The sequence below is a fragment of the Leptospira sanjuanensis genome, from assembly GCF_022267375.1.
GTDB lineage: Bacteria > Spirochaetota > Leptospiria > Leptospirales > Leptospiraceae > Leptospira > Leptospira sanjuanensis.
Genome location: NZ_JAIZBH010000001.1, coordinates 2,787,501 through 2,804,455, shown reverse-complemented (window position 1 = coordinate 2,804,455; position 16,955 = coordinate 2,787,501). Strand labels below are relative to the sequence as shown.

The window sequence follows — 16,955 nt, the reverse complement described above, 5'->3', positions numbered from 1 at the left end:
AATTTTCGAAAACGTTTCGAAAGAGAGGTGTTATGGATTTCATCAAAAAAGCGGGAATGATTCCGATTCTTTTTTTCTGGATCTTTTCCTGTGCGAGCATCGCAGGAAAAGAAAAATCGGATTCTTCCGAAACGAATCGGGATCGTACGGCCCTTTTGATCTTGGATGTACAAAACGATTTTTTTCCCGGAGGAAAATTCGAGCTGTCGGGAGCGAAGGCGGCGGCTTTGCAAGGGAGAATCGTTTTGGATTTTTTTCGGAAAAAGAATTGGCCCGTTTTTCACGTGCAGCATGTATCGACTCGGAAGGGTGCGACGTTTTTCTTTCCGGGAACGGACGGCGTGAACTTCGAGGAATCGAACGCGCCCGTCGACGGAGAAGTTACGCTCGTAAAACATACGGTGAACGCGTTTTTGAATACGAATTTAGAGAAAGAATTAAAATCGAGAAAAATCGAACGTCTTGTGATCTACGGAATGATGACCCACATGGTTGTCGATTCCACGGTGCGCGCGGCTTTCGATCTTGGATTTAGGGAGATTGTCGTGATCGGAGACGCTTGTGCAACCCGCGAACTCTCTTTTGAAAAAAGGAAAATTCCCGCCGCGGATGTACACGCTTCTTTTTTATCCGCGCTCGGTTACATTTTTGCAAAGGTCAAAACCGCATCCGAATGGGTTCAAGAGGAAAACGAAATTCGCTGAAAGATAAAAAACGAGACCGGATTTGGACGCCGTAAGGATAGGAATTCGCAGCGAGATCAAGAAATATTAGAATATCATAATTATTTGCAATGATCCCGTTTTTCGCCGATTTCTCCTTTAACGAACCTTATCCCACCAGGTTTCGGAAGAAAAGGCCGTTCTTCCGTCCACGGTTTCCCCGGGTTTCGGTGTGACCAGATCGACGGAATGCGGTTTTGCCGCGTCGACGGTTCTGCGGATCGGTTCTTCCCAGGAATGAATCGCAAGATTGAACGTTCCCCAATGAACCGGAAGCATTCGTTTCGATTTAAGATCCAGATGCGCTTGGACGGCTTTTTCCGGATTCATGTGAATTCCTTCCCAAGTGTAATCGTAGGCTCCGACCTTGATCGAAGTCAGATCGAACGGCCCGAGACGTTTTCCGATTTCCGCAAAATGAGGAGAATAACCCGTGTCTCCGCTATGAAAGAATTTATTTTCGGGACCGATCACGCTCCAAGAAGACCAAAGAGTAGACTTACGGTTAAAAAGTCCTCTGCCCGAATAATGAACCGCAGGCGTACAGACGATCTCTACTTTTCCGACATTGCCTTTTTCCCACCAATCCAGTTCTACGATTTGACTTTCCGGAATTCCCCAGCGCTCGAGATGCGCGCCGACTCCGAGCGGAATAAAATACTTCGTTCCTTTCGACGTTAGGCGTTTGGCGGTGTTCATATCGAGATGATCGTAGTGATCGTGGGAAATCACGACCGCGTCGATCTTCGGTAAATTCTCCAGTGCGATCGGAGGTGGAAAAAATCGTTCCGGACCGAAGCTTGTGAACGGGGAAACCTTATCCGCAAACACGGGATCGGTGAGAATTCTCACTCCGTCGATTTCAACCAAAACGGACGCATGTCCGAGCCAAATGGCTCTCAAACCGGGCGAAGCATTCTCCGGAAACTGTTTCGGATCGGGATAAACGACGGGAATCGGCGCAGGAGGAATTCTTTGTTCGCTTCCGAACAATTGTCTCCAGAGCATTTCGGTGTAAGAACCGGCGACGAGCATTGGCACATACGGATCGTTTTCGAATAATCCGTCCCGATACATCTTCGACGTTTTCATTCTTTCCAGACGTTTGCCTTCGGGAGTTCCGCCGAAGGAACTCAGACAAGCCGTCTGCATAAGAACCGAAACGACGATCGCGATCAGAAAGATCAAAGATAAGAATGAAACTTTTTGAATCCGATTTCCGTACATACTTTCTCCTTGAAGACGAACTTAAGCCGCGACTTTTGCGGATCTAAGTAAAGCGAACTTCATCATCCCGAATAAGACTCGGTCGGAAAGAAATTTACGCAATCCCAAAAGAGTTTTCGCGTCCATTCCGACCACGTAACGCAGACGTTTGGAAGAGCTTTTTGCGGCTTTAAAGATCGTTTTTGCGACCGCTTCGCTTCGGCTTGTCATCATCGCGTCTTCCATATTCTTGAAAACCGTTTCGGAGAATCGTTTATATTCTTCCGGAGCTTGTTCGGAAGTGGAATCGGAGGAACGTCCGATAAAGTCGGTCGCGATCGCGCCCGGTTCGATGAGTTTAACTCGGATTCCGAACGGATGAAGTTCGTATTGAAGTGATTCCGTAAAACCTTCGAGCGCCCATTTCGTGGAATGATAAAGGCTATAAAGAGGGAAGGTGATTCTTCCGCCCATCGACGCGACGTTGATGATGAGTCCTTTTCTTTTTTTGCGGAAGTGGGGAAGAATTTTCCGAATCACATCCATCGCGCCGAACACGTTCGTATCGAATTGTCTTTGGATCTGTTCTTTGCTTGCGCCTTCGAACGGACCGACGAGCCCGTAACCCGCGTTGTTGACTAGAACGTCGATTTCTCCGAACGCTTTGATGCCTTCCGCGATCGCTTTGTCGATGCTCTGTCCGTCGGTGACGTCGAGTTTTGTGCAAAGAAGATTGGGAAGATTTCTCAGTTCCGTTTCTTTTTCCGGATTTCTCATCGTCGCGATCACGTTCCAACCTTTTGCTTGGAAATGTTTTGCCGCCGCTTTTCCGATTCCGGAAGAAGTTCCCGTGATTAAAACAGTTTTGCGTTTCATTCTTATTTTTCTCCTTTTGATGACTGTGGGTCATTTAAAAATGACTTTTGGTCAATTTATAATGACCTTAAGTCATTGTCAATGGAAAACGGAACGGGGTTTTCGGGAAAAGAGGATTGTGTTTGTAAACGGAACTCCGATTGTTGGAAAAGAGGGGAATCGATCACGAATTCTTCCTTGAAACAAGAACCCGATCCGATGAAAAGCCGCGCAGTAAAAGACGACGATAAGAAGGTCAAAAAGGATCTTTTGGTCAAGGCCGCGATTTCCTTGTTTAACAAATCTTCCTTCGAAAAGATTTCCATGGATCAAATCGCGAAGAAGGCCGGCGTGGCCAAGGGCACGTTGTATCTTTATTTCAAAACCAAGGAAGAACTTTTTCTCGAAATTCATCGGATGGATTACGAAGCTTGGTTCGCGGCATTTCAGGCGTTTCTTCGTTCTAAAAATCCGGGTCTTTCCGCGTCGGAATTGGCGCAATGGATCACCAACTCGTTAAAAGAAAATCAGAGAACCGTTCGATTGATGGCGATCGCGTCGGCGCTTTTGGAAAAGAATATCGTGTATGAAAGCGCCTTTCGTCTAAAAGATTCCGTTCGCAAAAGTGTTCTCGAATCGGCCCCGGAACTTTGTCGGGTTCTAAAATTCAAAAAGAACGAGGACGCGATTTTATTTCTCACCTACCTACACGCGCTGATCACCGGTCTTTGGCACCACGCGGAACCGGCTCCGATCGTTACGAAAGTTTTGAATTCTTCTCCCGATTTTACCGTTTTTCGAATCGATTTTTTTCACACTTTGGAAGTCGGAATCGTTTCCATGCTGGCGGGATTACAGAAGAATTTGTCGTAAAACCGCTTGGGAATTTTGCCGGAGACGGGGAGTTTTTCGGGGAGTTCCTACACTTTGTGATCCTTTCGGCCGTTTTCAGACGCGGACTCCGCGGTGATCCGGGATTTCGGCCGGAGTTCCGTCCACTTTCCCCGAAAAACGGGTGATTTTTTCTGCTGATTTCGAAATCGGCCAGAGTTTTTCAGAGATCGGCGCGAGCTTCGGTTTAGAATATTCTATAGTGATCGCTACAAACATAAAAAGATAAGTTTGAAGGAGTGAAATCATGACCCTTGAAATCAAAACGAAAACGAGAAACTTAAAACCCATCGACGCAAATCAACCGACCGTCCGAAAGATGGATTTTGAAGGAATGGGCGATCTTCCCAATCACTATTTTGCGGGGAATTCTTTCATCACGCATATCATCAATTCGTATCATATACTTTTTCCGGAAGGAGAACGATTCTTTATCAAAAGCGTGAAGGCTTATGCGGATCAAGTTACCGACCCGAAATTACAAACGGCGATCAAGGCGTTTATCGGACAAGAAGTGCAGCACGGAAAGGAACACGAAAAGGTCTTGGAAGTGCTTGCAAAACAAGGGAAGCCAGTCAGTCGTTTCGTGAAATTTTTCGAATGGAGTGCGTTCCAAGTGATGCTTCCGTTTTTCGAATTTTTTTTCGGAAAGAAATTGAAACTTTCCGTGACCGCGGGAATGGAACACTACACCGCGACGATGGGCGAGATCACGCTCAGACACGGATTTCACGATAAGGCTTACGGAGAAATGCGCGAACTTCTTCTATGGCACGCTTGCGAAGAGATCGAGCATAAGTCGGTGGCGTATGACGTGCTTCAAACCGTATCGAACAGCTACCTGCTTCGCATCTTCGGATTCTTTTTAGCGTCCTGGATTTTTTGGGGTTACGTCGCGTTTTTTCAGCACTGGTTTATTCTGACAGATTCCGAAGTGGGATTCAAAAAGTATTTTCAAGATCTAAAAGCGTCTCGTCCTTTCGGGAAAATTCTCTTTTTAGAAACGGCCCACGCGTTCTTTCTTTATCTGAAACCGAACTTTCATCCGAGGCAAACCGGAGGTTACGATCTCGCAAATGCGGCGTTGGCAACAATCTAAAGAAAAGAATGTCGAGAATTTGCAGATAAAATTTCTAAAATGAATTTGTGAGCGGAGAAGTTGTCTTTGTTCACAAATTCGATATTACCTTAGTTATATATTTTTCAAAGAATCTGAAGGCACGAGTATATTTCGATCCCGATTCGTTTTTATTATTACCGGAGTGATGCATTTTGTTTCGAATTTCTTTTTTAAACCGAATCGCTTTTCGAATCCCACCTTTTTTTCCGAAATCGATTAAACCAAAAGATTTATATAACTTTTTCCGTCTTACTTTTGGGTGTGGTCGAGGAGTGCGGTTCTCTTAAACCCCTTTTCATTGAAACGATAGTCGCATCTTATAAAGGGTTAGGATAAATTAAATGGGTAACGATACTTTGCTTCTTCCTAAAATCATGATCGTCGAAGATGATCATCTTTTAAGAGCGAATTTGGGACACTTGTTTCAACATATCGGTCTTGAATACTGCGGCGTTCAGAACGGAGTGCAGGCTCTTGAAAAAAAAGAAGAATTTAAACCCGACGCGTACTTCGTCGATTTGGAAATGCCTGTGATGGACGGAAAGAAGTTTATGGAAACGGTAAAACGGGAACAGCCCGATTCCATTTTCGTAGTAATGACGAGTCACGATGAACCGCATACGATTATCGATACGATGAATCTCGGAGTCTTCCATTATATCATTAAACCGGTCGATATTACTTCCTATCGCGCGGTGGTGAACGAGATCGCTCAAGAACTTCATAATCGAAGACTTGAACGCCTCTTCGATCAGGAATCGGACATTCGTCTGCGTGAACAATTGGATTGGGCTTCTTACAAGCGTTCCAAACTGACGGAGTTGGATTCTTTGCTCGAACTTTCAAAGACTACACTCAACAATATTAAATACGCTTTATTCAGCGGCGGGGGAATCGGCGCTTTGATCACATTGGTCAAAATGATCCGCAGTTCCGCCGAAAAAAAGGATTCCAAATACGCTATTTCGGAAGAATTGATGACCATGCTTTCGGAGAACGCGCAATACATCGAAAAAAACGCGAATCGTCTCGAAGAGACTTTGACGTTATTGAATCGGGACATCGAAGTTAAGTCGGAACCGATTTTGGTCCCGGAATTGATCGAAAAATTATCCGAATGTTTTTATAATTTCGAACGGGACGAATCCGAGTATATCGCGGAAAGAAAGCTTACCTTTAAAATCGGAAACGGAAAACTGCTTCCCCGCAATTTGTCCGTGAAAGTCGATTTAGATTCGTTTATCGTCGTTTTTCACGAACTTCTGGTAAACGCTCTGAAATATTCGGAAACCGGGAGCAAGATCAACGTTTATTTCTCCGCAAAGGCCGGACTTTTCAATCTTTACGTTAAGAATAAGTTTGATGAAACGTACATGGACGGAATTTCGCAGGAACAAGAGGATCTCGTAAAACAGCCATTTTATCGTCTTGCAAAGTTCATTGATGAAAAAGTCAAAACGGAAAAGGTCTTTTCCGGTTTGGGTTTAACGTTAGCCGATATCGTTATTAGAAAACACGGAGGAACGTTCGGAATCAAAAATCTTACCGATCATTCGATGGGAGAACGTCCCGAAGAAGTCATTCTGGCCGCTTTGACCTTGTCGACTTTTTGATCCGATCGATTCTTTCTTTTCATCGATCGGAGAATCGATTTCTATCGTGCTGTTGAAACGCGGGAAGCCCCGCGTTTTTTATTTCTTCTTTCCGATTTTTTCCGCGAGATCTACGAGCAGACGAACTCCGTAACCGGTCGGGCCGTTTCCGATCTGGGTTCCCGAACCCTTCTTTCTCCAAGCTGCGCCCGCGATGTCGATGTGAGCCCAAGCGATTCCGGGATCGACGAATCGTTCCAGGAATTTCGCCGCGGATAAAGAACCGCCCGCTCTTCCGGCGACGTTTCGGATGTCGGCGATGTCGCTTTTAAGATCTTCGGAATATTCGTCCCAAAGAGGCATTTCCCAGATTCTTTCATCCGAAGAAGCGGATGCTTCTTTAAGCAAGTTCGTCAGCGTTTCGGAATTACTCATCACGCCTGCGGCCTCGTGTCCGAGAGAAATGATGATCGCTCCGGTCAGGGTCGCCAAATCCAGCATATAATCCGGTTTGAATTTTTTTCCCACATAGGAAAGAACGTCGCCTAAAACCAAACGCCCTTCCGCGTCCGTATTCTGCACTTCCACGGTGATTCCGTTGTGAGCCGTATAAACGTCTCCCGGCTTGATCGCCGCCGCGTCCGGCATATTCTCCGCGACTCCGATGGCCGCTACGACGGGAACGCCTAATCCGAGTTCGGCGATCGCTCCGACGGCGTGAATTACCGCGGCCGCCCCGCACATATCGTATTTCATTTCGTGCATATCCTGAGCGGGTTTGATGCTGATCCCGCCGGAATCAAAGGTGAGGCCTTTTCCGATGATCGCGAGTTTTTTCTTCGTGCTCGGTTTTGCGGGAGTATATTCCAAAAGAATCATTTTCGCTTTTTTGTCCGAGCCTTCGCAGACGGAAAGAATTCCTCCCATCTTTTCCTTTTTCAACTGCGGTTCGTCGAATACGGTGATTTTGAGTCCGTTGTCCTTTGCGATCTCTTTTGAACGGGAAACGAATTCTTCCGGCGTAAAGTGATTGGCCGGAAGATGGGCGATGTACCGAGCTCCGTTGACGTATCGGCTGACGACTTTGCCGCGTTTTAATCCTTTTTCGGCTTCTTTGATTTTTGCGGCGTCCTGAAGAACAAAGGAAACGTTTCCGATCTTTTTGGAATTCTCCTTATATTCTTTTGCGAGAACGTTGATCGCATACGCACCTTGTTCCAAGGAATTGATGATCTGATATACGAGCAGTTCCGCGGGGAGCGCGGTCGTTAGAACTTTCGGAAGATGAATTTCCAGTCCGACCCCGTCCCATTTTTTCAGCTTTTCTCCGAATTGAAAAAAGTTCTGGGCGACTCCTCTCACTTTTACTTTGGAAGAATCGCCTAATCCTAGATAAATGATCTTTTCGGATTCGTCAGTGAAGACTTGTCCGTTGTCTCCGGTGAAAATTCCGGACGAGGTTTGCAAAGAAAATTTCGTTTTGAGATTCGCGGGAAAATGATCCTTTAAAAGAATCTGAAGTTTATAAAACGCTTTCGAAGGATTTTTTCCGATCGAGCTTTGGATTTTGTTCTTATCCAGTTTCATTTTTTCTCCAGTGTTTTGATGTCGGAAAGGATTTCGTCGACGTGGCCTTTTACGCTGACTTTAGGATAGATTTTGAGAATTTTTCCGTCCGCTCCGATGAGGAACGTAGTACGCACGATTCCCATAAATTCTCTTCCCATGAACTTCTTCAATTGCCAGACCCCGTAGTCCTCGCAAATCTTTCCGTCCTCGTCGGAGATGAGGGTGAAGTTTAGTTCCTGCTTTTCAATGAATTTCTGATGCGATTTCACGCTGTCCTTCGAAACGCCGACGACGTTAAACCCCGTTTTTTTGATTCGGGAAAAATTGTCTCTAAAATCGCAGGCTTCGGTTGTGCATCCCGGGGTTTGGTCCTTGGGATAAAAATACAATACGGTTCCTTTCGAACCGGCTAATTCGGAGAGTTTTACCTTTTCTCCTTTTTCATTGAGTGCGGTAAAAGCGGGGGCTTTGGACCCGGCCTTGAGTTCGCTCATGGAGTACCTCTTGGAAAATAATGTTTTATTCGGTTTCTCCGATGTCAGTCTTTTTCGCGGGTTTGTTTGAGAATCCGGTGAAATGTGGGAACTCTTACGAGTTTCGATTGTCGCACCGAATGTGGACGGAACTCCGGCCTATTTTGTCGCGGCAGGGATCTGAGCGGCGCGAAGCGGTCCGTTAGGACCGAGCGCGAGCGAGCCGCGGCCGAGCCCGGTCCTGCGCTTGGGCGCAGGAGCCGCCCCGATTTTTCACTTGCGAAAACCGAAACTATGTCCGATAGTTTTGGTATGGACTCCAGAGAACGGGCCGAAACGATCCGAGAAGGCAACCGCGCTTTTAACGAAGGCGATATTCGCAAGGCAAGAGACCTTTTTATCAAGGCGGATTATAAGGACGGTCTCATCCGTCTCGGGGATCACTTCATGTATGAGAAGAAGATGCCCTTGCTCGCCTACGGTTATTATAAAAAGGCCGGTTATCAAAAACGAATCGATGAGATTTTCCAAAGAATGATGTGGGCCTTGAGCCAATGGATCGGCGCGGACAAATTCAAGACCGAACCGTCCGATCCGGGAGTGGGGGAGAATGGCGGAGTTCCGTCCACCTCCGGTTTTCCGGACGCTTCCCAGTTTCAGATTCATCCTATGTTACGACAAACCGCTTTGGATATTCTTAAAAAACGGGGAATCCAGGTTTAAAAATCCGTCCCCTCGGAAATCTGGCCGTAACTCCGGCCGTTTTCCCTTCCTTACTTTCCGATTCCGTTCTTCGTTTCGAACTCGGTATTCTTCCCGCAAGGAACTTCTTCCTTGTGATACGGATCGAAATCCAAAAAAGGCATCTCCTTTTCCCAGCGATAAACTACGGTTCGTTTTCCTTGAACGCAATCCCAGACAAAGTAATCGTAACCCATAAAAGTTCCCGTTCGATCATGACGGTCCGGTTTCGGCATTCCGATCGTCTGAAATCCATAAGAGATCTTGCAAGCGTTCATAACGAGAAGCGTAAAGACGGGCAGCGCAAAACGGAAAAGAAGTTTCATTGCTGCAATGGATAAAACCTAACCGTAATGAAATCAAGTTATAAAAGCCGATTCCTTTCTGCAATGCGTGAGAGCCTTGATTTTTTCGAAGTCGCTTGAATACGAACATCGAAAGAATCTATTTACAAAGTTTCGAGTCGTATTAACCTGCGGCAGAATGGTTCGTGCGCAAAAAAAATCCATCTTTCTTGTGGACGATCACCCCGTCGTACGGTCCGGGCTGCAAGCGGAGATTCAAGCCGATACGGAGTTCGACTTTGTCGGCTCCGCGTCTTCTTTGAAGGAAGCTTTGCGACGGATGAGTTTTTTAAAGGTCGATCTTCTGATCAGCGATATCTCTTTGCAGGAGGAGAATGGAATTCAGGAACTGGAAACGATCAAAAATAAATTTCCCGATTTGAAGATATTGTTCCTAACGATGCACAGAGACTGGTCTTATCTTCAAAAAGCCTTCGCACTCGGGGCGGACGGATATATTCTAAAAAATGAATCCATGACCGCGGTCCTCTCCGCGATGAAAACGATCCTAAACGGCGGAAAAGTATTTCCGGAAGAAGTAAAAAATTTCAGACCTGAAACGGAAATCACACAAGAAATCGGAAATCTGATCAATCGTTTGACTAAACGCGAAAAAGAAATTCTGAACCTGCTCGCAGACGGAAAGATGAACCGCGAGATCGCGGAAGAACTGAACCTAAGCGTTCGAACCGTCGAAACACATAGAGCCTCCATCTTTAAAAAATTGGAAACGGAAAATCTCATCGAGCTCGGCAGAGTTCTGGTTCAGCTCAAAGCCTCCGGTCTTTTCTAACTACTTACCGTACGGTTTTTTCTCCGTAGTTTCCGAAATTCACAAAATCGCCGTTCGATGATACTCTCTCCTAAGAATCAGATTCGATTCGGAAAAAACTTTTTGAAAATTTTGGAGCTTCTCGCATGAAGAAATTAATCGTATCCTTGAATCTCGCTGTCTTTTTGTGCTTATCGGCGGATTGTAAAAAGAATGAATCGGACGACAATACTTCCTTGGTCGCCGCTCTTGTCGCATTAGCAAACGGAAACTGTTTTAACGTTCCCCAGACAGTAGTCGTGAAGGACGGAAACTCCGCGGCGACAACCACATATACTTGCGCCGTTGCTGGGAAAGTTTATACCTGCGTTCCCAACACGGGAAACACTGTGATTCGTACATATTCCAGTGCCGTCGCGGCGAAATTGGGCGTGGTCGATCCGCCGTCGTTCTCCAATCAACACGTTCAAAGAGGTTTGGCGAGTAGAGTGGAAGGAGCAACCACCAACACCTTCACTTACAACAGCTCCAATCAATTGACTGCCGTCGCCTCGCCGACCGTGACTTATTCCAATTACGATCCGTACGGATTTCCTAAAACGACTTCCGGTGGACAAACGATCACCAACACATACGCAGCGGGAGCGAGCAGGCCCGCTACTTCCTCGGACGGTGCGATGACATATACGTATGATTCGAACGGCTGGGCAACTAAGATCGATTTCGGGTTCGGTCAACCGACCACTGCGGAAAACACGGGTTCCTTGGCGATCTGCGATTAAGAATCGAATTAGAAGAAGAGACCGACTCTTCGGCAATCTTTTCGTTCATTTTGTTAAGCGAAATTGAATCTTGGATCAGCACGGCAGCAGAACGGTGAATCTGCTGCCTTTTCCGGGACTCGAATCGATCAAAACCTCTCCGCCGTGCGCGAGTGCGATCTTTCGAACGATGGAAAGACCAAGTCCGCTTCCTAACGGTTTTTTCGTTTCCACCATGGAATTGTAGAAACCGGTTTTTAAATCTTCGCTGAGACCGGGACCGTCGTCTTTAAAAACGATGTAAAGGACGGCTCCTTCCTTTTCGACGCGAAGAGAAAAATTGCCCGTATCGTCGATGGCTTCGAGCGAATTTTTGGCGAGATTCAGGATCAATCTTTGGATCCGAAGGGGGTCCAATCGAACGGTTCCATCCGCGGATATGTCGCACGAAAAACGGATTCCGCTTCCTTCGAAAAAAAGTTCCAAATCTTCCCTGATTCCCTGGAAGAATTCGCGGATGCTTACTTCTTTCAGATCCAAAATGATTACTTTTTTAGAAAATTCTAATATATCCAAGGAGAGGTTGGCGAGAGCGTCCGTTTCTTTTTTAGCGCGCGAAAGATCGAATTCGGATTTCGTTCCTTCGGTTGTATTCAAATTCCGTAATACCTTTTGGATGAGAATGACGTGATGTCCTATGTCGTGCGCGATCTCCGCGGATAATTCTCCGATGATCGCGAGCTTTTCTCGATCCTGTCGGATCACGTTTTGAATCGAAAGCGCCAAAGCGTATGCGATTCCCTGCACCCAGTCCATTTCGGAATCGGAACCTAAAAAGTTTCCGATTGGAAGATCCAAAACGACGAAACTCGCTTTGCTGTTTTGGATAGGAAGTAGAAAACTTTCTCCGATGACGGCGGGAGAATACAACGTTTTGAGATCGATTTCCAACGACTCTTTGGAAATAAATCCGGAAACGTCTTGAACCACAAGATCGTCTTTTTCATCCAGGGAATACCGCTTCCACAACGAAGAATTCTGTTCGGGAAAATAAATGTTTAGTCCCTCGTTTTTGTTAAGCGAAGAATCCGATTTTTCGTTTTTCGATTTCGTTTTCAAATTTAAGAACGAACTTCTTCGATTCATTTCCTCGATGTTTTTGGAAAGAATTTTCAAAGTCGTTTGCGCCGCCGAGTTGAACGAGGCGGACGTCATAATTTCCCGTGTGGAAGAAACGAGGCTTTTCATCTTATGCGAAAGATTTTCGGAACGGGTTAAGGAATTCGAAAATCGTTTCGATATCAACACAGCGTGCGAAGCGATAAGCGCGAGTTGACCGTAAGGAACCATGTAAGTGGAACTGTTCAGAAAACCCATGCTATAGATGATGTCGTGCAACGTGCAGAACATGACCGCGATATAACCCAGAAACAGAATCCACGCGCCTTCGAATTTTTTGCGGATTCCGTAGAGAAGCAGGATACACCAACCGGGGATCGTTACAAAAAAAGCATATAGTAAAACCGGATCGAGGGTCAGTGTATAAATTTGATTCGGAAAAAAGAGAACAAGAAAGGTGCCGAAAAAAAACGGAAGAATCAAAAGAAAACCGAATCTTTCCCAAAATTTCGTGGGACAAAAACGATGCAGAAAGGTGTACAAAGCCGGAGCCGACAAATAAATGGAAGAGTATTCAAGTCGGTTTAATATCTCCCACGGAACGTTCGGAAATAGGAGATGACCTAGACGTTCTCCCGTGGTCAAGGCTCGGATTAAGATGAGAGTACAATGCGCCGCGAAAAGAAGAGGGGCTGGATCTTTTCTTCGAAAGATAAAGAGGACGAGATTGAAAACCGCCATAAGAACCGCCGCGATACAAACCGCAAGGCTGATTCCTTTTTTGGTCTGGGCTTCACCGAGAATTTCCTTTAAATTTCCGATTCGAATCGGAAACCAATAACCTCCCCATCGATTCTGAAAATTAGAAATATGTAATACTATATGAAGACTTTCCGAATCGGGTAGAACGACGATTTGAGGTTTGTAAAGAGGCCGCGAAGATTCCGGTTTGTCTCCGACGGTTCCCGCGTTCGCAACGAGTTTTCCGTTCACATAAAGATTGTAAGCGGTGCCTTCGTCCGGGATCGAGACGGCGGTTTCCGAGAAATTTTTAGGGAGAAGAATTTCGAGTTCGTACGAAGCAAAGCCGTGGCTGGAAATCGTCTCGCCGTGAAAAAGGACGCCGTTCCAAACGACCGGCGCATCCAGAAAAATAAACTTTCCCTTGGAAACGGTCTTCAGCGCATTCGGATCGATGAATTGTTTCCAATAGAATTTCCATTCCCCGGTTAACGGAAGAGTTTTTTCGGATTCGAAATTCCAGCGGGTAAGATCTAAACGTCCTTGTTTCGCTTTCGGAAGCAGCGAGGGATCTTGAGGGTTCGCATAACAGGAGCTAAAGGTCGCGAATAGGGAAACCAAAAAACAAATAACGGTCGAAATACGAAACAAAAACCTAGGCGACACGGTGATAGCTCGAAGAAGAAAATTGTTGAATCGAAAGATTGGCCTATCGTAAAAGCGGAATTCGTTTTTGAAAGAAAGATTTTGATAAAATTCGAAAACGACCGGTCTCGTCGGATTCCGAATCGTAAAAGGTGATCCCAATTTTCCAGGAATTCTCTTTTCAGAATGTCATCCCGATTTACTCTGGTTGAAAATCTAAAGTCCGATAAGAACTCGCCTTGAAATCCAAATTACTCCTATTTATCGTTTCAATTCTGACTATTTTGTTCGGAGTTCTCTTATACGGGAATCTTTTCGCAAAGGAAGGCGGATTTCGATTCTTAAACGAAAAATACAGCGAATTCCGTTTTTTATTGAATTGGACTTCGTTTAACAATTCTGAAAATCCGAACTTGAAAAACGAAAGGGATTTTCTCGCATCGACTTGGTCCTCCGATATCGTTGCGATGACGCAAAACGTCCACCTTTACGACGAGATACATCCTTTTTTATATACGTTGGAAGGCGGCCGCAGCAACACCGGTAACGTCAAATCCGTATGGAATCCGAAAGCGCAGGAAGTTTATATCTGGGCGTTGAAAACGATCTCTCCGAAAACCAAAATCATACCGACCATATTTCGATGGGAAAACGACTTCGAGAAAGTTTCGGATGCGATCGGATTGAACGGAAACACGAAGATCCGCGATTATCATATCGGACAAATTATAAAAGAAATCGAAACATACGACTACGACGGAATCGATATCGACTACGAGGGCATGACCTGCGATAAAAAGGAAAGTTTCGAAACCTTTTTAACTCTTTTATCGCAAGAATTAAAAAAGAGAAACAAACTTCTTTCCGTCGCGATTCATCCGAAAACGTTCGCGGAGGAGCCTTTCGAATATTTGTGCAAAGAAAACGGAAAGAAGATGTCCGTAGATTTTTACGAAGCCTACCGCGGACAATTATCGCACGACTACGAGTTTTTGGGGAAAGTCGCGGACAAGATTAAGATTATGGCGTATGAACTTCATCCGAGAAAGAACGCCTTTCCCGGACCCGGGCCGCAAGCTCCTTCTTGGTGGATCGAAAAAATATTAGAATATTCCACTCAAAAGATTCCGAATGAAAAGTTATACATGGCGATTCCGACCTACGGATACGATTGGCCTTTGAATTGCGATATTCCTTCCAAGGCGGTTTTTTATTCGCGTGCACAATATATTAAAGCGAACTGGAGCCCCAGATCCGAGGAGCCGACTGACATTTCCAAGATATTCAAGGATGCTCGAAAATCGGGGGATTGGATTTATCTTCGGCCGTATCTTTATCGCCACGAAGGCCGTGTCTACGACGATCCTTCGCTTTGGTACAGTTTAGGAGGCTGCGATCGGGTCGCATTTTATATGAATCGTCGATCGTTTGAAACGAAGATGAATCTATTAAAAAAATATAAAATACGCGGATTCTCCTTTTGGCAGTTAATACGGGACAATGATCCGGAAATCCATTCGTATTTGAAAACGATGATCGAAAATTCCGATCCCAAGAAATGATAAGCGACATCGCTTGAATCGCCGATTCAAATTGGAAAGATCGAATTCCGAGGCTTTATCGACGGGCTGCTCCTTGATTTCGACTGCAAGAAATATCAATTTTTTTGAATACTTCCCGCGATGATGAGTTTTTGGATTTCGCTTGTTCCTCCGCCGATTTCGCCGAGTCGAACGTCTCTGTAAAGTCTGGAAACCTTGTATTCGTCCATAAAACCCGCGCCTCCGTGAATCTGAACGGCTAAGTTTGCGACTTCTCTTGCGGAAGTGGTTGCGAATAATTTGCAAGAGGCGCATTTCCCCGAAAGATGCATGCTTCCTTTTCCCGATCGATCGGCCCGTTCCATTTCCCAGGCGACATTGTATGTGAACCATCGGGAGGCTTCGAGTTTCGTATAAATTTCCGCGAGTAGGTTGGCGACGGATTGATGTTGCGCGATCGGTTTGCCGAAACTTTTTCTCGTGGATGCAAAGGATTTGGATTCTTCCAAGCACGCTTCCATTAAGCCGATCGACCAAGCGGCCAGAGAAATTCTCTCCATGTTGAAGGTTTGCATCGTTTGACGGAATCCTTTGCCGAGAGTTCCGAGAATATCGTTAGACGAAACATCTACGTCTTCGAAAAAGAGCGCGCCGGTAGGCGAAGCTTTGAGTCCGAGCTTTTCCATAGGCGCTGATCGTTGAACCCCTTTCGAATTCAGATCCACCAAAAAATGAGTCAGCCCTTTTTCTTTTCCGTTTAAATCCCGGACCTTAGCAAGAACCAAACAATAATCCGCGATCGGAGCGTTCGTGATATAGGTCTTTTGACCGGAAAGCTGATAACGTCCTTTGGAAACTTCTTTTGCAATCGTTCGAAGGGAAGAAACGTCCGAACCTGCATCGGGTTACGTGATTCCTAACGATCCGATTTTGGATCCGTTGTTGATCGAAGGAAGATAGTATCTTTTTTGTTCTTCGTTTCCATAGTGATGAATCGGTAAGCCGAAAAGACCTCCCGAAGCCCCCACCGAAAAGAACGTCGAGCCGCAGGACTTTCCCAAAATCTGCATAGCAATTAAGGAACGGAACGCTCCTGCGTTTTGACCTCCGTATTCTTCCTCGTGAGGTAAACCGATATAACCGATCTGTGCGAGTTTATGAAAGTGCGATCTTGGGATTTCTTTTTTGCGATCCGCTTCTTCCGCAAAGGGTTCGATTTCCTTTTTACAAAAATCGTTAAACGAATTGATGAACAAAAGTTCATCCTCGGATAAAGTAAAGTCCATAAAACCTCCGCAAATTGAAGGCGACTATTCATACGCTTGGAAGAAAGAAAAGTTTTATTTTTTACGGCGAATTCTTCGGCCGTAAATCCATCCCGCGAGCAAGAGCGGAAATCCGAACCAAGACGCAAGGTTCGCATAGAAGTTCGTATGATTTTCCGAGATCGCCGGGATTTGAAGAGCCAAACCCGCTAAAAGAAGAATGATGTGAATTTCCGTATATTCAGAATTTTGCACGAACGAATATTTGCCGAGTCCGCATCCGCTGAGAAACGCGAAAAGTCCGAGAAAAATTCCGATTCTTCCCAAAAGAAGATAAAGATCTTCTGGAAGAAAGGGAATCGTAAACAAAGGGAGAAAAATTCGGCAGGTTAAAAATAGAATCGAAAGAATTCCGGAATAAGAATGGAGTATGAGTCGATTCTTCGCTTTCAAAGAAAAAACGGCGGTTTAAGGTTCTCCGCTGGCAACGGGAACAGGTTCGTTCTCCGGAAGCAGACTGGTTGCTAAAAGTTCCGAAGCTTCGGAGTCGAGAGGGATGGAAACTTTAGGTAAAGAATTCTGTGTCGCTTTAAAATAA

At 45.5% G+C, this 16,955-nt stretch carries 17 protein-coding genes and 1 pseudogene (1 of these 18 only partly in view); 8 read left to right on the top strand and 10 right to left on the bottom strand.

Annotated features, from left to right (window positions below):
* Positions 1-32: 32 nt before the first annotated feature.
* Positions 33-704, top strand: a complete 672-nt coding sequence (locus LFX17_RS12560; protein WP_238730556.1) for a cysteine hydrolase family protein — start codon at positions 33-35, stop codon at positions 702-704.
* 117 nt (positions 705-821) lie between these two features.
* On the opposite strand, the gene LFX17_RS12555 is transcribed toward LFX17_RS12560, so the two are convergent.
* Positions 822-1,949, bottom strand: coding sequence for an MBL fold metallo-hydrolase (locus tag LFX17_RS12555; RefSeq protein ID WP_238730555.1), 1,128 nt, complete (start codon positions 1,947-1,949; stop codon positions 822-824).
* 21 nt (positions 1,950-1,970) lie between these two features.
* Entirely contained in the window at positions 1,971-2,804 is an 834-nt protein-coding gene (locus LFX17_RS12550) for an SDR family oxidoreductase (protein WP_238746945.1), read from the bottom strand.
* Between the two features lie 177 nt (positions 2,805-2,981).
* Here LFX17_RS12550 and LFX17_RS12545 point away from each other — a divergent pair, with 177 nt between their 5' ends.
* The 3 genes from LFX17_RS12545 to LFX17_RS12535 all read left to right on the top strand — a co-directional run bounded on the left by LFX17_RS12545 (position 2,982) and on the right by LFX17_RS12535 (position 6,407).
* Positions 2,982-3,656 (top strand): TetR family transcriptional regulator, encoded by a 675-nt coding sequence (locus LFX17_RS12545; RefSeq protein WP_238746943.1) that lies wholly within the window; start codon positions 2,982-2,984, stop codon positions 3,654-3,656.
* Positions 3,657-3,921: 265 nt separating this feature from the next.
* The gene (locus LFX17_RS12540) at positions 3,922-4,773 is read left to right on the top strand and encodes a metal-dependent hydrolase (protein WP_238746940.1); all 852 of its coding nucleotides are present in this window, start codon (positions 3,922-3,924) and stop codon (positions 4,771-4,773) included.
* Between the two features lie 362 nt (positions 4,774-5,135).
* Positions 5,136-6,407, top strand: a complete 1,272-nt coding sequence (locus LFX17_RS12535) for a response regulator (RefSeq protein WP_238730550.1) — start codon at positions 5,136-5,138, stop codon at positions 6,405-6,407.
* A 78-nt stretch (positions 6,408-6,485) separates the two neighbouring features.
* Here LFX17_RS12535 and LFX17_RS12530 read toward each other — a convergent pair whose 3' ends face one another.
* On the bottom strand, positions 6,486-7,973 hold the full coding sequence (locus tag LFX17_RS12530; protein ID WP_238730549.1) for a leucyl aminopeptidase family protein: 1,488 nt from the start codon (positions 7,971-7,973) through the stop codon (positions 6,486-6,488).
* Positions 7,970-8,449 carry a thioredoxin-dependent thiol peroxidase gene (bcp, locus tag LFX17_RS12525; RefSeq protein WP_135569600.1) on the bottom strand — a complete coding sequence of 160 codons (480 nt, stop codon included), beginning with the start codon at positions 8,447-8,449 and terminating at the stop codon, positions 7,970-7,972. Before bcp ends, LFX17_RS12530 begins: the two co-directional genes overlap by 4 nt.
* A gap of 273 nt (positions 8,450-8,722) precedes the next feature.
* Between bcp and LFX17_RS12520 the strand changes: the two genes are divergently transcribed.
* The gene (locus LFX17_RS12520; RefSeq protein WP_238746938.1) at positions 8,723-9,151 is read left to right on the top strand and encodes a hypothetical protein; all 429 of its coding nucleotides are present in this window, start codon (positions 8,723-8,725) and stop codon (positions 9,149-9,151) included.
* 50 nt (positions 9,152-9,201) lie between these two features.
* On the opposite strand, the gene LFX17_RS12515 is transcribed toward LFX17_RS12520, so the two are convergent.
* The gene (locus LFX17_RS12515) at positions 9,202-9,495 is read right to left on the bottom strand and encodes a hypothetical protein (RefSeq protein ID WP_238746937.1); all 294 of its coding nucleotides are present in this window, start codon (positions 9,493-9,495) and stop codon (positions 9,202-9,204) included.
* A gap of 157 nt (positions 9,496-9,652) precedes the next feature.
* On the opposite strand from LFX17_RS12515, the gene LFX17_RS12510 reads away from it, so the two are divergent.
* Together LFX17_RS12510 and LFX17_RS12505 are read left to right on the top strand one after the other, a co-directional pair.
* Positions 9,653-10,306: a response regulator gene (locus tag LFX17_RS12510; RefSeq protein ID WP_238747777.1), complete on the top strand. Its 654-nt coding sequence runs from the start codon at positions 9,653-9,655 to the stop codon at positions 10,304-10,306.
* Between the two features lie 125 nt (positions 10,307-10,431).
* Positions 10,432-11,067, top strand: coding sequence for a hypothetical protein (locus LFX17_RS12505; RefSeq protein ID WP_238730546.1), 636 nt, complete (start codon positions 10,432-10,434; stop codon positions 11,065-11,067).
* A 75-nt stretch (positions 11,068-11,142) separates the two neighbouring features.
* Here LFX17_RS12505 and LFX17_RS12500 read toward each other — a convergent pair whose 3' ends face one another.
* A complete protein-coding gene (locus LFX17_RS12500; protein WP_238746936.1) occupies positions 11,143-13,527 on the bottom strand; it encodes a sensor histidine kinase in 2,385 nt (794 codons plus the stop codon).
* Positions 13,528-13,925: 398 nt separating this feature from the next.
* On the opposite strand from LFX17_RS12500, the gene LFX17_RS12495 reads away from it, so the two are divergent.
* On the top strand, positions 13,926-15,113 hold the full coding sequence (locus tag LFX17_RS12495) for a glycosyl hydrolase family 18 protein (RefSeq protein WP_238731594.1): 1,188 nt from the start codon (positions 13,926-13,928) through the stop codon (positions 15,111-15,113).
* Positions 15,114-15,208: 95 nt separating this feature from the next.
* On the opposite strand, the pseudogene LFX17_RS21015 reads toward LFX17_RS12495, so the two are convergent.
* The 4 genes and pseudogenes from LFX17_RS21015 to LFX17_RS12475 all read right to left on the bottom strand — a co-directional run.
* Positions 15,209-15,985 (bottom strand): annotated as a pseudogene (locus LFX17_RS21015) (acyl-CoA dehydrogenase family protein); the annotation flags it as partial.
* Positions 15,986-15,997: 12 nt separating this feature from the next.
* Positions 15,998-16,378, bottom strand: a complete 381-nt coding sequence (locus LFX17_RS12485; protein ID WP_238746935.1) for an acyl-CoA dehydrogenase family protein — start codon at positions 16,376-16,378, stop codon at positions 15,998-16,000.
* Positions 16,379-16,432: 54 nt separating this feature from the next.
* Positions 16,433-16,810: a hypothetical protein gene (locus tag LFX17_RS12480; RefSeq protein ID WP_238730543.1), complete on the bottom strand. Its 378-nt coding sequence runs from the start codon at positions 16,808-16,810 to the stop codon at positions 16,433-16,435.
* Between the two features lie 15 nt (positions 16,811-16,825).
* Positions 16,826-16,955: the final stretch of an APC family permease gene (locus tag LFX17_RS12475; RefSeq protein WP_406600678.1), read on the bottom strand. 1,322 nt of this gene lie beyond the right edge of the window; 130 of the gene's 1,452 nt are visible here — the last part of the coding sequence; the start codon falls outside the window, past its right edge; it ends in the stop codon at positions 16,826-16,828.

What these genes read in the sequence shown, in the direction of transcription:
- LFX17_RS12560 (WP_238730556.1), top strand. Translation starts at nt 33, where the DNA reads ATGGATTTCATCAAAAAAGCGGGAATGATTCCGATTCTTTTTTTCTGG.
- LFX17_RS12555 (WP_238730555.1), bottom strand. Translation starts at nt 1,949, where the DNA reads ATGTACGGAAATCGGATTCAAAAAGTTTCATTCTTATCTTTGATCTTT.
- LFX17_RS12550 (WP_238746945.1), bottom strand. Translation starts at nt 2,804, where the DNA reads ATGAAACGCAAAACTGTTTTAATCACGGGAACTTCTTCCGGAATCGGA.
- LFX17_RS12540 (WP_238746940.1), top strand. Translation starts at nt 3,922, where the DNA reads ATGACCCTTGAAATCAAAACGAAAACGAGAAACTTAAAACCCATCGAC.
- LFX17_RS12535 (WP_238730550.1), top strand. Translation starts at nt 5,136, where the DNA reads ATGGGTAACGATACTTTGCTTCTTCCTAAAATCATGATCGTCGAAGAT.
- LFX17_RS12530 (WP_238730549.1), bottom strand. Translation starts at nt 7,973, where the DNA reads ATGAAACTGGATAAGAACAAAATCCAAAGCTCGATCGGAAAAAATCCT.
- bcp (WP_135569600.1), bottom strand. Translation starts at nt 8,449, where the DNA reads ATGAGCGAACTCAAGGCCGGGTCCAAAGCCCCCGCTTTTACCGCACTC.
- LFX17_RS12520 (WP_238746938.1), top strand. Translation starts at nt 8,723, where the DNA reads ATGTCCGATAGTTTTGGTATGGACTCCAGAGAACGGGCCGAAACGATC.
- LFX17_RS12515 (WP_238746937.1), bottom strand. Translation starts at nt 9,495, where the DNA reads ATGAAACTTCTTTTCCGTTTTGCGCTGCCCGTCTTTACGCTTCTCGTT.
- LFX17_RS12510 (WP_238747777.1), top strand. Translation starts at nt 9,653, where the DNA reads ATGGTTCGTGCGCAAAAAAAATCCATCTTTCTTGTGGACGATCACCCC.
- LFX17_RS12505 (WP_238730546.1), top strand. Translation starts at nt 10,432, where the DNA reads ATGAAGAAATTAATCGTATCCTTGAATCTCGCTGTCTTTTTGTGCTTA.
- LFX17_RS12485 (WP_238746935.1), bottom strand. Translation starts at nt 16,378, where the DNA reads ATGGACTTTACTTTATCCGAGGATGAACTTTTGTTCATCAATTCGTTT.